Origin of the sequence: Paenibacillus harenae (assembly GCF_030812415.1) — a bacterium.
GTDB classification, from domain to species: Bacteria; Bacillota; Bacilli; order Paenibacillales; family Paenibacillaceae; genus Pristimantibacillus; species Pristimantibacillus harenae_A.
This window is the reverse complement of sequence record NZ_JAUSST010000006.1, coordinates 102,907-118,726: the sequence shown is the minus strand read 5'-3', so window position 1 is coordinate 118,726 and position 15,820 is coordinate 102,907. Positions and strand designations below refer to the sequence as shown.

8 protein-coding genes and 2 pseudogenes are annotated in these 15,820 nt (G+C 53.8%); 2 read left to right on the top strand and 8 right to left on the bottom strand.

Annotation, left to right across the window (positions count from 1 at the left end):
• Window positions 1-396: 396 nt before the first annotated feature.
• From J2T14_RS21475 to J2T14_RS21450, 6 genes and pseudogenes are all read right to left on the bottom strand, one after another.
• Window positions 397-1,413, bottom strand: coding sequence for a LacI family DNA-binding transcriptional regulator (locus J2T14_RS21475; RefSeq protein WP_307474030.1), 1,017 nt, complete (start codon window positions 1,411-1,413; stop codon window positions 397-399).
• Between the two features lie 461 nt (window positions 1,414-1,874).
• Window positions 1,875-6,779: an S-layer homology domain-containing protein gene (locus J2T14_RS21470; RefSeq protein ID WP_307474028.1), complete on the bottom strand. Its 4,905-nt coding sequence runs from the start codon at window positions 6,777-6,779 to the stop codon at window positions 1,875-1,877.
• Between the two features lie 364 nt (window positions 6,780-7,143).
• A complete protein-coding gene (locus J2T14_RS21465; protein ID WP_307474026.1) occupies window positions 7,144-7,767 on the bottom strand; it encodes a glycerol-3-phosphate acyltransferase in 624 nt (207 codons plus the stop codon).
• Window positions 7,764-8,876: a glycosyltransferase gene (locus tag J2T14_RS21460; protein WP_307474024.1), complete on the bottom strand. Its 1,113-nt coding sequence runs from the start codon at window positions 8,874-8,876 to the stop codon at window positions 7,764-7,766. The genes J2T14_RS21465 and J2T14_RS21460 overlap by 4 nt, the downstream gene beginning before the upstream one ends.
• A gap of 14 nt (window positions 8,877-8,890) precedes the next feature.
• Entirely contained in the window at window positions 8,891-9,745 is an 855-nt protein-coding gene (locus J2T14_RS21455; protein ID WP_307474022.1) for a hypothetical protein, read from the bottom strand.
• Window positions 9,746-10,159: 414 nt separating this feature from the next.
• A pseudogene (locus tag J2T14_RS21450) lies at window positions 10,160-10,723 on the bottom strand (glycoside hydrolase family 3 C-terminal domain-containing protein); the annotation flags it as partial.
• Window positions 10,724-11,127: 404 nt separating this feature from the next.
• Between J2T14_RS21450 and helD the strand changes: the two are divergent.
• Window positions 11,128-13,527 carry an RNA polymerase recycling motor HelD gene (gene helD / locus J2T14_RS21445; RefSeq protein WP_307474020.1) on the top strand — a complete coding sequence of 800 codons (2,400 nt, stop codon included), beginning with the start codon at window positions 11,128-11,130 and terminating at the stop codon, window positions 13,525-13,527.
• Between the two features lie 207 nt (window positions 13,528-13,734).
• Here helD and J2T14_RS21440 read toward each other — a convergent pair whose 3' ends face one another.
• Together J2T14_RS21440 and J2T14_RS21435 are read right to left on the bottom strand one after the other, a co-directional pair.
• Entirely contained in the window at window positions 13,735-14,148 is a 414-nt protein-coding gene (locus J2T14_RS21440) for a sensor histidine kinase (protein ID WP_307474018.1), read from the bottom strand.
• Between the two features lie 12 nt (window positions 14,149-14,160).
• Window positions 14,161-15,113: pseudogene (locus tag J2T14_RS21435) on the bottom strand (ABC transporter permease).
• Window positions 15,114-15,375: 262 nt separating this feature from the next.
• Here J2T14_RS21435 and J2T14_RS21430 point away from each other — a divergent pair.
• On the top strand, window positions 15,376-15,780 hold the full coding sequence (locus tag J2T14_RS21430; RefSeq protein WP_307474806.1) for a CHRD domain-containing protein: 405 nt from the start codon (window positions 15,376-15,378) through the stop codon (window positions 15,778-15,780).
• Window positions 15,781-15,820 lie beyond the last annotated feature (40 nt).

Sequence of the window (15,820 nt, the reverse complement as noted above, 5' to 3'; positions counted from 1 at the left end):
GTGCGTTCGACGAACGAAATAGAGAAGCCCGAGTAGGAGCTGCCGTTATACAGCAGCGAAGCGAGGTCATTCCGGACAACGATAGGAAAGAAACCCGTCACTACGGACGAGTACCCTTCAAGCGCTTCCGAAAGCATCATTTGGTTAAAGGCGGCATGAGTTATCCGATCAATCCATTCCTCTCATGCCAATCATAGTTCATATGGGTTACCTTTAATGAGGCAGACCTATCCCGAGTTCTCTGCACACAGGCAGAGTATTGGCGCTATTCAATTAGCCGCGCGAAATTCTAACTCGGATAAAGTCTATCACACGTAACCCTCCGTTCCCAATTAAAGTAAAGCCATTCTAACATAGGACAATGCTGAAAAGCAAACGTCAGAACACCATCGTTTTCTATCCGGTTGTTTCCGGTCGTTTGGACGATTCCCGAATAATCACTTGCGATTCGATCAGAAATTCATGCTTGTCCGCGAACTCGTTCTCGTTCAAGCTGTCGATCAGCTTCTCCGCCACAATCGCGCCCATCGCATACTTCGGCTGCTCTACCGTACTAAGCGGGGGAAGCAAGTATCTCGTAATTCGGTTGTTGTCCACGCCTATGACGGCAAGCTCATCAGGGATGCGAGTCCCTCTCTCCCGGCAAGCCTTATAGACGCCAAGCGCCATTTCGTCGTTCGCCACGTAAACGGCCGTGATCGGCAGCGATTTATCGAACAAACGGTGAATCGCCTCGTAGCCGCCTTCTTCCGTAAAATCGCCGTTATCGATCAGCATCGGCTGGAATGGAATTTGGCTGCTCTTGAGCGCCTTCATGTAGCCTTCGAGCCTCTCGTACGTTTCTACCGAGTCGGGATACCCTCCAATATAGGCGATTTGGCGATGGCCCTGCTCGATCAGATGAGATACGGCCTCGTACGAAAATTTGACGTTGTCGGTTTTGCAGCTCGGTATTTTCTCGTGGTCAACGGACTTTCCGATGACGCCTAGCAGATGGCCCTTGTCCGCATATTCATATAGCACGTCGTTAGCGAGAAGCGGCGTGACCAGGATAAGCGCATCGACGGTCCGGTTCGGCAGAAGGCTTAGGTATTCATGCTCCTTCTCCACCTTGTTATCGGAGTCGCAAATAATGACCTTATACTTTCTGGCGTAGGCCATGTTCTCGATACCTTTAATGATTTCGGCAAAATACGAGACATTGATATCAGGCACGATAACGCCGAGCGTCATCGTTCGCTGCGAGCGAAGATGCTTGGCAGCCGCGTTCGGATAATAGTCCATTTCCTTGATCGCGGCAAGCACCTTCGACTTCGTCCGCTCCTTGACGAGAGAGCTGTCGTTCAACACTCTGGATACCGTGGCCGGCGATACGCCGGCTAATTTTGCCACATCGACGATTTTTTTGTCCACCAATATAATCAACCTTTGTTAAATTACTATATTTCCTTACATTATAGGCATTATAGAAATCGATTTCAATACGCGCGGACGCTGCTGACGGAGGCACCTTGCAAAAGACAGCCATATTCATAAACGCTAGCGAACGATACGATTGCTCTGTTGGATTTGCGCAGCATAAAAGCCCTCAATTGGTGCGTGCGAAGAGCTATGCCGGAGTGTCTGCAGCAACTTTGTCTCCTAAGCCACTGCATTCCGTTATATCGGTGAGCTATAATGCGAAAATCCATTATAGCCCGTCTAGAGTACCAAAACGGCTCCAAGTTCCTGCAATAAACCAACTTAAGATTGAAACGGTGCCCGCAGACGTCAAACAGCTCAAGCTGTCTTTTCGGTCAAGCGACGCAACCAGCAATCGAAACAAAAACCGAGCAGTCTATTTAGACCGCTCGGCGTGCCTGGCTTCCATGCCGCTAGATCAAATCAATAAGCTTGAATAGGATAGCCGCCGCCTCGGCGCGAGTCCCGGTCTCGGTCGGACGGAACAGGCCGTCCGGCGAACCCTTAATGAGGCCCGCGTTCAACACCTGCTCCACCGAAGCTAGCGCCCACGCCGCGATGTCGCCGCGATCTTCAAGCCCATCAAGGCTTCCTGCACCTTCGGCCGCAGCAGAATCGAATCCGCCTAACAGCTTCGCAGCGGCGTTAGCAAGCGTAACTGCCATCTGCTGCCTTGTCACCTGCTCGTTCGGGCGGAAGGTTCCATCCTCGAAGCCGTGAACGATTCCAACCTCCACGGCAGCTGCAACCGCCTCCGCATACCACTCTTCCGCAGATACGTCGCCGAACGCTTCCGAAGCCTGCGCCGACGCGGATAGCCCGAGCGATCGAGTAAGCATCGCCGCCCATTCCGCGCGAGTAACTCCACCCTCTGGGACAAACCGGCCGTTACCGGTGCCGTGCAGGATGAGCTTCGACGCAAGCGCTTCGATTGCCCGCTCGTCCGAGTGCCCTTCTACATCGGTGAACTGTTTGTCGAACGACGCCACCGCGTATATGCTGTTATGATTCGATTTCAGAATGGCCGTTGCCGTTCCATCCGGCGCCAAGCTTATGGAAATCGGAATCGGATGGAGCTCGCCATCCTCATCGACCATAACGCCTGCAGCCGTAGACGGGTGTTGATTGCCTAGCGCTATAGACCGCGTCACGAAATGCTTTCCGAAGCTTGTTAATTCCCGCCATGCCGCATCCTTCCCTATCCACGCTTGGAACTGCACCGGGCTGCCGACCAATGTGCCGCCGTTATTCGTGATGGACGCGCTTGCCTCTTCGGCCGCCGCTCCCTTCGCAGCATGAATATCGATGCGAATTCGATCTCCAGATTCAAGCTCCTCAATGATAGCCGCAAGCGGCAACTCATAAGAGCCTTGGCTTGCGAGAACCGTAAGAACGAGCTTGCGGTTGTTTTTCGCGATTTCGCGAAGAGCGGATACCGGGAAAATCGCTTCCGTACGATCCGCCCTGTTTGCCCCGCGTGCGTCGAGCGTTACGCGGCTTACGCCGTCGCCTTGAGCAGCACTCGCAACTATCCCGGCGTCGACGCGGAAGATATCGAGCCGGCTTCCGTCTGCATGAACCTCACGCTTAGGCTCCATGCCTTTAATTACATTCGAGTCGCCTTGCCGCTCGATGATTAACCCTGGCGCCTGACCATCGCCTCCACCATTAAAGACAGGCGGCGGTGTTGTTCCCCGCTTCACCGTTACGATCGCACTGGCCCTGAAGCCGCCATCCGCTGTCGTCGCCTCAATGACTGCTTCGCCAACGCTTCGAGCCGTTACGACCCCGCCCTCTACCGTAGCAACGGCCTCATCGCTGCTGCTCCAGCTTACTTCCTTGTTCGCCGCGTCCGCCGGTGCGACGGTCGCCGTCAACAGCCCTGTCTTGTTAACGCCTAGATTCAAGCTAAGAGCGCTCTTATCGAGTGTAATTCCCGTGACCGCGATCGAAGGCGCAGCGTAGCTGTACACTTCAAAGTCGTCAATCGCCGCCCAATTCCCGCCGGGCGCATCCGAATAGACGCCGATCTCCATCTTGCCTGCCGTCACTTGAATCCCGTCGATCGCGAACAAGGTCCACGTTCCGCCACTGGCACTGCGCAGGTCCTTCGTCCGCTGGTCGCCGCCGTAGTTTTTCACTTCAAGCTGGAACGTATTTTGACCGCCGCCGGTGCGAACCCATGCTTGCACCTTGTAGGTGCCGTTCGGCACATCGAGCGTGCGATACGTCGATTGCTTGTAGTCGGAACCGCCCCAATGGGTCAGCTTGTATTGTCCGCGAGGCGAGTCGCTATCCACGAACGCGGCTGCCGATTGGCCTTCGGGATGCCACTCCTGCCAAGGACTCAGACTGCCGCTTTCGAAGTCCATATTCGGGAACGGAACAAGCACGCCCGCCGCTGCCGGCGTCGCCGTTACCGTATCGCCGGCCGGCGATTCGTTGCCCAAGTGGTCAACGGCCGTTACGGCGAACGAATACGCTCTGCCCGCCGTCAGCTTCGCGACGGTATACCGTGATTCCGGCGCAGGCTCGACCGATGCGCTCTTCACGCCATTCACATAAATATTGTATTGAAGAAAATCGCTTTCCAAGCTCGGCTGCCACGTCAGTTGCACCTGTTCCACCCCCGGAGCAGCCGAGAGTCCTTCCGGCGCGACGGGAGCTGTCGTCTCCGAGCCGCTATCCGTCGTTGCCTCATAAGCGTCCGTCGCCGCCGATTCCCCGCCGCCGTTATAGGCGCTTATGCGGTACGAGTAGGTTGTATCGCCGCGCAAGCCTTGATCGACATACGAGACAGCATCCTGCGGCGCCAATCCGATCAGCCTATAATCGGCATAGACGGAATCGGCTACCGTATCCGATTGCACGCCTGAACGGTAGATTCCGTAGCCGTCGGCATCCTCCGCGGGAGACCAATCCAGCTTCACATTGTATCCGTTAATGACGGAGACATTTACGTCTTGAGGCGTATCCGGAGCGGCTGCTCCATCTGCCGATGCGGGTGCTCTGGAGGTTACCGGCATTAGCTCGACGTCGTCGAAATTCACCCATTCTCCGGCCGCATTGTCCGAATGGACGCCGATTTCTACTTGGCCGTTCGTCACATGGATAGCCGGAATGACGAGCTGCGTCCACTCCCCGACGTAATCCGTTGTCGCTGCCGGCGCGTTAATCGCGGCGCCACCGTAATTTCTGGCAAGCAAACTAATATTCGTGCTGCCGCCCTTCTGGAACCAGACCGATGCCTTATAGGTCCCGTTCGGCACTTTGACGGTACGATATGTCGTCTGCTCATAAGCGTCGCTTGCATAATGGTTCAGCTTGAAGTTGCCGCTTCTTGGCTGAGCGCCTTCCTCCTTATGCGCGGACGCTTGCCCTTCCGGTGTCCAGCCGCTCCACCCGGCAAGATCGCCTTCCTCGAAGCCTCCGCCAATGGTCAAGTAATTATAGCTGTCCTGTACGAAATCGGAGGAGAACTGGAACCAGTTCAGATTGACATGGCCCTTGAACACCACATAGAGCGGCTGCGCACCGACAACGGCCTCCACCTGCGCCGCCTTCGTCCGCCATGACTGCGGACCGCCCGTATCGACCAAGTAGACGCCGCCTACGTAGGTTCCCGTCGGACTTCCCAGTCTGAATTCAATCGCTCCGTCGCCTTCCGCGGCAGCCCTAACCCGAACGCTGGCCGTACCGCTTGCGAATTCGGCATTACGATACGCAATATAGCTTCCATCCGTGGTCGAACCGACGAACCCGCCGCCGCCAGTATCATTGGCGACGCCTGTCGTTACGCCGGTGTAGTCGCTTGCATCCTCCGCCTCCGTCTTCGCGTAAGGGCTGATCGCCGAATCGCCGGACTGCGTGCCGCTCCATACGAACGTGGCTACAGCACCTGCCGGAAGCGTATACGTGAAGCTCTCCGAGCCCCATCTTACCTTGAACGGCTTTGCCCCGTTGGAAGAGTTTAAGGCAAGCAGCGCCTTCGAGCCGTCGGGATTCAAGAAGGCGGCATTCTCAATGCTGCCGCTGCCGAACGTATTCGACTTTATTCGGTACGCGCCGGGACGAATGAACTTGCTCGCATGGCCGAACGCATAGAACTCTTCGTTATACGTAATCTCATCCGTACCCGTATCGATCGTGACAATGCCGCGGCAATCGGTGCAGCCGCCGACTCTCGGTCCATGATTCTCGTCCAAGGCGATGTTCCACTTGAGCGAAGTTTTCGCCCAATGCCGCATCGCGCCGATCAACAGGTTCTGCGTATCCCATACGACATTGCTGCCGAAGTCCGGCGCGAAGTCGCCGCCCGAGCTCTCGGTAAAATAGATATCCTTGTCGGGATGAAGATCATGGACCTGCGACTGGTTTTCTACGCTGCCCGCATAACCGTGGAAGGCCGATCCCGCAATATACGGCTTCGCTTCCGGATCGTTCAAGACGTCGATCGGATAGACCGGCTCATCCCAGTTATGATCCCATACTAAAATTTTCGTATCGATGCCCGCCTCCTCGAAGGCCGGACCGAGCCTCTTGACGAAAGCCGCCTGCTCCTCGGGCTCCATCCGCATGCCGGGGTAATCGCCCGCTTCATGATGCGGCTCGTTCTGAAGCGTGACTGCATCAATCGCGATACCTTCCGCCTCGTAAGCTTGGATGAACTTTACGAAATATCGCGCGTAGACATCATAATACTCCGGCTTTAGCTTGCCTTTGATCAGCGAGTCGTTCGTTTTCATCCAGGCCGGAGCGCTCCAAGGGGAGGCTACGATCTTCAGCTCAGGGTTGATCTCGAGCGCTTGCTTGATTACCGGAATGATGTATGCGCTGTCATGTTCGATCGAGAAATGCTCGAGCGCGAGGTCCGTCCCCCCGGCCGGCCTATCGTTGTATGTATAGGTAGACGTTGCAAAATCGCTCGATCCCATAGGCAGCCGCATATAACTGAATCCCACGCCGCCGTCTGACAGGCCGAACAGCTTGTTCATCAGCTCCTCTCTTGCCGTCTCATCAAGCTCGTTATAGATGACATAGGCCGATGAATCGGTCAACGAACCGCCGAAGCCGTCAATACTCTGATACTTCGTATTCTCGTCGACATTGATCGTGAGTTCTTCCTGCCCGCTGTCCGCTTCGAAAAATACGTCCTCCTGCTCATCGAGAAGCTTGCTCTTGTCGCCCGTCGTCATCCACACCTTCACGGGCTCCGCCGAGGCCGATACGGCTGGAACGGAAGCCCCGCCGAAGCCCGACAATACCAAGGCCGCTATTAATGTATTGGCGGTCCAACGTCTCATTCTGTTTATTGTCACATCCATGCCCCTCTTTCCTTCAAGATGAATATAGATCCGAAATATTGCTTTACTTGGCTTTGTTCAGCATATAAGCCTGTTAATCACCTGGTTTGAATGTGCTTCCACCCCCTGTTTCAACTGTGAGCAAGCCTGCTGCCTTAATCTCCGGTGTTCATCTGAGTGGATAATATCACTTTTTGAAATCGATTTCAATATTAGATTCACAAGTATACAGCCCCGTCTAACTTAAAAATCCTTTAAACTCCACATAAATAGGATTTTACAACTACTACTACACCTTGCTTCCCATCAAGTTAAAATGAAATCGATTTACTTTTGTCGAATTTTGATGACAAATCCCCCGGCTCTTTGGGAATGGCTGTTACTGGCAATCTGTCCGATTTGAAGAGAGAAGCCGGCGAAGCTCGTTCCGATGCGTATACCCTAGCAGAACGAGATTAATGAGCCAGAACAGCAGCATCTCGCCGTCATAAAAGCCGCTTACGTATACGTAAACGCCAAGCAGCAGCATGCCAAGCACAACCTGCAAAGCATCCGCTTCCGCCGTAAGGGGCTTGCCCTTGCGCTGCCATCTTGTGATTACGAGCAGCAGCGCCAGAATAATGGCATAGGCAAGCGAAGCGGAGAAGCCCGTCAGCGCGCTCCATACGCCGAATGTTGCCGCGATGGCTTTGCCTCCTCTGCCTCTCATGAAAGGCGAGAACACATGGCCGAGCAGTGCGGCAGTCGAAGGGAGTACGATCCAATAGCCCGATACGGCATTCGCATGGACGATCCACAACAGGGGCGCATACCCTTTGGCAAAATCAAGCGCAATGCCCGCAAGGCCATACCCATAACCGGCCGTTCGCCATAGATTGAGCGCTCCGGGATTGCCGTCGCCATGCGCCTTCAAGTTACGCTTCGCAACGAGGCCCAGCCAGTAGGAGAACATAAGAGAACCGGAAATAAACGATAGCAGCGTCCAACCGATGATGATCGTCACTTTTTCCGACCTCCTACCTCAATACGACGCCCCTTCCACGCTACCCGTCCAAAGAACACAACTTGATACAAGGAATAAAGCATGATATAGAGGAAGAACACGGTGCTCAGCATATGAACGGCCGGCAGCCACTTGCCGAAACGGCCAGTGTAATGAATGAAATAGTAGAGCTGTGCCGTGTAGAGTACGTAACCTATGACGAGCGGCCACGCCCATTTCGTACCTATCGCGAAAGGCGCTGCCTCCGCCGCAATTAATCCAATCAACCATATTGCGACCAGCAGCGTCGTGAAGCCGCTTAGCTTGCCCGTGCTGATGACTGCTCCTTTGCTAAAGCCCTCGATCTCGCTGCGAATGCCGCCGGGGTACATGCGGAAGGAGACGACGCCATAGCCGATGTAATTGTTAACCGGTACGCCGGCCTCGATGAACTTCGCTCCAAGGTTCAAGTCGTCGAGCAGCTCCGACTTAATGCCCTCATGTCCTTTGGCCCGTTCATAGTCCTCTCTCGTCGTCAGGATGCAGGAGCCGTACAGCCCTTTATTTCGATTGGCCCGCTCCATCGGCGAGGTAAAGGCGCAGAGGCCGAGCAAATTCGGAATAAGCGCCAATCGCTCGTAGAACTTCTCCGCTTCATGATAAGGGACAACCGAAATAACGCCGCCCGTTTCCTCACGTACCGTGATCAGAGATTCCAGCGCATGCGGAGCTAGACGGACGTCGGCGTCGAGGAAGGCGATCAGATCGCCGGTCGACTGCAAATAGCCGTTCCATACGGCCCAGTTCTTGCCTGTCCATCCTGGCGGGGGCGATGAACCGGCAATCACTTTGACGCCGTAGCTCTCCGCAATCGCTCGCGTCCGATCCTCCGAGCAGTCGTCGATGACGATAATTTCGAACGGCTTATACTTTTGAGCCATAAGCGAGCGAAGAAGATGGGGTAAATTGCTTTCTTCATTCCTGGCCGGAATAATAATCGATAGCTTGCCGAAGGTCGCGGCCAGCCTTGCGGCAGCATGAGGAGCAGGAAGGGGAACCGTATTTTTGCGAAACAAAATAAATCCGGCTGAACAAGCCGGCAGCAACAGTGCGAGGATCCATATTCCCATCTCACTACCCCCTTCTATCGATTCGGACAATGTTTATTTATTAAACTATATTGCGCCGTTGCTCCGCCTATGAAGGTTATCTGCCAGCCCACGACGACAAATAAGACCAACCGGCACGAGCTGGTTGGCCTTATCTGATAAAGATCTATTGTTGAGGTATCGTATACGACGCCGTAAGCTCCCCCCAGCCTCCGCCATGGTACGCCTTTGCTGGTTGACGAGTGAATGAGCACATTCCCTTTGCGATGGAGCAGAGTAAGCTGGTCTCCTGGATAATCGATTTCGGCTCGCGGCCATTGATCAAGCAAACTTTGTTCTTCAACGGTAAACAATTGCTTATACAGGTAAACGAATTCCTTGGTGGACAACCGGATGCCGATTAACATTCTCGAATCATGCGTACGAACTAATAAATAATCGTCGAAGACAACTTCCACGGTAAAGACGGTATCGAGCCCCGTTATTTCCGACAAATCATAGCTCCGGGTGATCGTCCCGTCGGGCTGTACAAGCTTCAATACAGCTGCATCAAGCATGATGGCATTCCCGTTATAGGTGCTGATGCTTTTTTCATTGTCCCGATTATTCCAATAAAGAACGCTCGACCTTGCGACAATGGAGCCGTCCTTAATGATCGCTCTCGATATTTGGTCGTTAATATGAGGCTCTCCGAAATTATCGAAGATGGTTACAAGCAAGCTTTCTCCCAGCTTCTCCACTCCTATAGATACGGTTCCCCAGCTCCCATTCAACTCATGAACGGCATTTTTTATCGCTACCGGAGACGTATGGCCGTCGGAATAATAAAGCGTTTTGCTGTCGGTATTCAGCCATACGGTCGTATCCCCAATGGTCGTAGTAACATCCAACCGATGGAGTCAGTCGGTAGCCGCTTTTGCGGCTATGATGGATATTTGCATTAACTTTTGCTAGTTTAGGGAGCTCTCGGAACCTATGTTGGATATCTGCAGTAACTTTCCTTGGGTGAGCTTTATTTCAGCCGTTCAAGAGCGAAGTTGATGCAAAAATCCAATATAGCATTGGATCGGCTCTCCTAAGGGCCCTCTATGCTGCAAAAATCCAACATAGCATGTCTGCTTAGGCATTATAGGAACGGTATTAGTCATGTTATTTACATAGACGAATCATTATTTGGGAAAGTTTCCAGACGAGTACATTTGCAGTATCAAACTAACAGCGGCAGCTACACAGCGATACGGAAATAAACCCCGCAAGACGCTTATTAAACGCTTAACGGGGTTTATCATTTAGACAGCCGGCTTTTAACGGGTTTTACGGTATTTGGCCGTACGGAGATCGTTGATGACGCAGCTCCAGTTCAGTCCGTACGCGAAGTCGTAGACATGGCCTTCGGAACCGACATGGCAGTCCATATCATGCGCCACATCCTCTAGCTGCTCCTCGACGGTCTTCATGTCGGCGGCATTTGCATCGGCAGCAGTCCCGAGGGCTCGAACGCACCGGACAGAACGTCCATCAAAGCTTGATCCTGCAAGCCGAAGTTCGCGACGATCGCGTCTGCCTCGGCCTCGAATTCCGCCACGATTGTCGGATTGGACAGCGGCAGCGACACGATAACCGGCTTTCCTTTCATCATTTCTTTCATCTCCAGCACCGTATCCAAGTCGCTCTCGTTATGAGTCGCTCTCGTTATGAGTCGTGACCGTTTTGCCCCGGTACGCGCGATCCAGCACATCGCTCGCGCGCGGATCGCCGGCGATGCTGTGCTCACGGGCATGCTCGGCCGTATACGGCCTGTATTTCAGGCTGATCGGCACGTATCCGATGCCGCCGCTTGCCGCATCCTCCTCGCTGTAGCCAAGCGTCCGCTTCTCGTTACCCACCGTCGCCTCAAGCGTACCCCGAAGCACGATAATCATTTCGATGCTCGTATGCCAATGGTCCGGTTAATGCTGTGCAAGGAAACGTCAAACGGCAGGCTGTCATCCGTCTCCACCAGCTCGTACATTGCGTTGCGCCCTTCAATGGCTCCTTTTTGTCCGAATGCTCGTTATAATGGCAGTATACGCTTATTTTCGAACGTAAAGGAACAGGCTCCGAACATTTGAAAAGCCGACCTCGCGCTTAGGTTGATTTTGTGGAAACAATAAGATAGACTCGTTGAACGCGGGTATACGACATTACGGCAGCTCTGATCATATAAATAACATACGAGCGCCATTCATACATGGTTAATTATCATTATAGCAAGCCAAGGAGCGTGGCATCATTGAGCAAAGAGCAAGACTGGGCTGAAGAGCAGCTGAGAGTCGACGAGATTACATCCGTCATCGGAGAGCGAATCGGCAAAATCGAGCATGAAGTCGGCTTCGTGCGCAAAGATGTCGTGGAGATGCGGCGGGAGTTCTGGGACGAGGTCACGATGAACTTTATGGAAGAGGTCGACCTTGGCGAAACCTCTATTAGCATGCGGCAGCAATCCGAGGTGTTATTCGAAAGGGAGCATCGGCACAAAAATTCGGCGGAGGAGATTAAACGGCTTCGCAAGCTGCTCCAATCGCCTTACTTCGGACGAATCGACTTCGCCGAGCACGGGAACGAGCCGGAACGGATCTATCTGGGCATCGCCTCCCTGCTGGACAAGGACGACAATGAATTTCTCATCTACGATTGGCGTGCGCCGATCTCCAATCTATACTATGACAGCACCCCGGGCCCTGCGTCCTATCGCAGCTTGAACAGCGAGATCGAAGGGGAGCTTACGCTAAAAAGGCAGTTCGGCATTCGCGACGGCAAAATCCGGTTTATGTTCGATACGGGTATCACGATCGGCGACGAATTGCTGCAAGCCGTTCTAAGCCGCAGCTCCGACGCACAGATGAAAAGCATCGTCGCGACCATTCAGAAGGAGCAAAACCGCATTATTCGCGATGACCGCAGCCAGCTGCTCATCGTTCAAGGCGCGGCGGGAAGCGGCAAGACGTCGGCTGCACTGCAGCGCGTCGCTTATTTGCTCTACAAGTACCGCGGCCAGATCAGCGCCGACCAGGTCGTGTTATTTTCACCGAATCCGATGTTCAATAGTTATGTATCCACCGTACTGCCGGAGCTGGGCGAGGAAAATATGGTGCAGACGACGTTCCAGGAATACTTGGAGCGCAGGCTCGGCCATGAATTCAAGCTGGAGGATCCGTTCGAGCAGCTCGAATATGTACTCTCGTCCGCTTCCGAGCCGGGATACGATGCCCGCATGGAGGGCATTCAGTTCAAGTCCTCGGATCAATTCATGCAATTAATTACTTCCTATAAGGAAATGCTGCTGCAGGAGGGAATGATCTTCAAGTCCATTCCGTTCCGAGGCAAAGCGGTCATTGCCGCAAGCCAATTGAAGCAGAAGTTCTATAGCTACGACGCTTCGATCAAGCTGGCGAACCGTCTGGCCCTGCTGCGCGACTGGGTGCTGAAAGCCGTTGCGAGGCACGGCAAGGAGCAGTACGGGGAGTTGTGGGTAGAGGAGCAAATCGAGCTGCTCGATCAGGAGCAATACCAGCAAGCGTATGAACGGTATTTGGCCATGACGGGCGGGGACGAGGATCCGTCCGCGTCCGAGCAGGCGCTGAGCGAACGGGACATTATGGCCCGCATGGTCGTCAGCAGCAAGCTGAAGCCGATTCGAAAATGGGTCAAGGCGCTCCGCTTCGTCGATACGACCAGCTTGTACTGCGAGCTGTTCCGCAACGAATCGCTCGCCAGGCGGTTGACCGGAGACGGGACGCTGCCTTCTAACTGGCATCAATTAAGCAGGCAAACGATTGACCGCATTAAAGAAGGCGAGTTAGCCTACGAGGATTCGACGCCTTACCTGTATTTGCGCGAGCTTATGCTCGGCTTCCACTCCAATAACGGCATCCGGTACGTGTTCGTCGATGAAGCGCAAGACTACTCGCCGTTCCAGCTCGCCTTCCTGCGGCGGCTATTCCCTCGGGCGAAGATGACGGCGCTGGGCGACTTCAATCAAGCGATCTATGCCCACTCCTCGGCGCTGCAGGATGCTGGACCGCTCTATGCGCTGTATGGACCTGAGCAGACGGAGCTGATCTCGCTCACCCGCAGTTATCGCTCGACGCAGGAGATCGTTACCTTCACGCGCGGCATGGTGCCGGGCGGCGAGCATATCGTGCCGTTCAACCGCAGCGGCGAGAAGCCTGCCGTAACGGTCGTGAAGGAAAGATCGGTTCTTCACGAGGCTCTGGCAGCCGATGTCAGCGAGTTGATCGACCAGGGGTACGAATCCATCGCGATTATTTGCAAGACGGCCAAAGAAAGCGAAGCAGCCCATAAGCTGCTGACCGGCATGCTCACGGCAGCGCCAAGGCTCATTAAGAAGACGACGCCGAACTTCGAGAAAGGCGTTCATATTATTCCCGCCTACTTGGCGAAAGGCGTGGAATTCGATGCCGTCTTCATCTACAACGGCTCGAAGAAGCAATATTCACGCGAGAGCGAACGCAAGCTGTTCTATACGGCATGCACGCGCGCGATGCACCTGCTGCACATTTACGCCCTGGGCGAGCTGACGCCATTCGCAGCCTCGCAGCCCGACGACACTTACACGTATGTCCGGGTGGAGGCTAAGGATGCTGTCACCTCCCCCGTTGGGCAGGATTGAAATCCATCTGCGCTGCATTCAAGGTGCTATGTTGGATATCTGCAATAACTTTCGATCAAGATGCCTCATACAAGATTTTCAAGGCCGAAGTTAATGCGAAAATCCAACATAGCTGCCTATGGTGCCTTATAGACGCTCTCTATCCTGCAAATATCCAACATAGCCACTCCTCGCGCATTCTCAACCATTAACCATTAACCTCATAAATTATCTATTGCAGCCACGCTGACGATGTTTTTGCCCTTGTTCAGACTTGAGCCGGAAATATTTCGCCAAGCTATCGATCATCCCGCTAATGTCGGTTGCGCCTTTGCCGATCGCGATCCAATTGATCGTATCGAGCGTGTTATACAGGAAATGGGGATTTATCTGAGCCTGGAGCGCCTGAAGCTGCGCCTCCCGCTCATGGATTTGGGCTTTGTACTTTTCCTCGACGAGCGTGCGCACCCGAAGAATGAGGTGGTCGACGCTCCTCTCAAGCATGTGGAAATCGCCGTTAACGGGCGACGGCGCCTTGGACAATACGTTGGCGAACGGCAGCAGCGTAATGAGACCCATCAAGGTCAGAACGAGATAAATGCCGCCGTCCAGCGCGTAGTCTCCGAATTTTTTGCCCCGCATGTTATCTCCCCCTTACCAAATGCTTCTCTGCAAAAATTTGCAGCTGAGCATGTTGCCGATGACGATCAGCAGAAAGCCTACCGCGGAATTGAATAGACCGACCGCCGTGCTGAAGCTGTAATCCTGCTGCCCCAGACCCATGCGGTACACGAACGTGCCGATGACGTCGCCGCTCTCGTAGACGAGCGGATTGTACATCGTCAAGATTTGCTCCGTTCCGGCTTCCAGGAGGCCGCCGATCCGAAGGATGAGCATAGCATGATCGTTGGCATGATGCCCGGCAGGGTAATCGAGAACATTTGCCGGATTCGTCCCGCTCCGTCGATAGCCGCCGCTTCATATTGCTCTTGATCGATGCCCGCTATGGCGGCGATGAACACGATCGCATTCCACCCGATCTCCTTCCAGCCTGCGGTGAAGACGACGATACTGCGGAAGAAGGCGTTGTCGGTAAGGAACGATATCGGCTCCCCGCCAAACGAACGGATGATTTCGTTGACGATGCCGCCCGACGGCGACAGGATGTTAACGAACAGGCCCGAGATAATGACCCACGATAGAAAATGGGGCAAATAAATGATCGTCCGGATCGTCCGCTTGAAGAACATCCGCCGCACTTCGTTCAGCATCAGCGCGATGACGATCGGAATCGGAAACAGAATCGTAATCTTGTACAAGCTGATCAGCAGCGTATTGACCAGCACCTGCATGAACTCGTCGGAGTGGATTAGCTTCTGGAACTGCTGCAGACCTACCCATTCGCTGCCGGAGATGCCGCTGAAAATATTGAAGTCCTTGAACGCGATCACGACGCCGTACATCGGCGAATATTTAAACAACAGCAGGAAGACGATCCCTGGAATCAGCAGCGCGTACATATCGAGATTGCCGCGGATCAGCTTCCATCGGCGGTCGCCCCTCTTCAGTCCGGAGGCCTGCACGGTATCTGCTTTACTCAACCTCATCACCTTCTTTTCTCTATCGTGTTTTCATTGTAAATAACCGGCCGGAGGCTGAGTAGCAGACAATCCTTTGAATTATGGTCGAATGCTATAGAGTTTGGCGTTAGGGTGCCAGAGCTCGGCAAAAAAAAGGACGACCCTTCGGTTTAAGGTCGCCCTTCTTATTGAAATTCGTCACCTATTTCATAGATTAATAGACTTATAAACAAGCCATCCTGCGTTTGCGGAATAGTGTATAGCAATACGAGTAGGGGAGTGAAGTCTTATCAGAACGTACAAAGCATGCTTACTGGGAAGGAACGAGGTTCCGCCAGTTCGAACGAGGGCATCGGGGACCGCCTTCTTCCGCCTCAACGCCGCAGGCACCGAGCTCAGATTCCAGCTTATCGTCCGCAATATCACGCGAGTCACCGACGCCCACATTCATCTTGGTCCAAAAGGAGTGAACGGTCCTGTTGTCGTCACCCTGTTCGGACCGAATAAATTCGGTATTTCCGTAAGACGCGGCATCGTTCGGGGTGTCCTGACCGCTGCCGACCTATCCGGTCCTTTGGCCGGGCTAACGATTGCCGACTTAATTACCGAATTCAACAACGGCAATGCCTACGTGAATGTGCACACGGTCCAAAATCCGAACGGCGAAATTCGCGGCCAAATCAAGAGAGCTTAGTCGAGTTAAAACTGCATGGTGAAAAAGGACATTGTCTTCA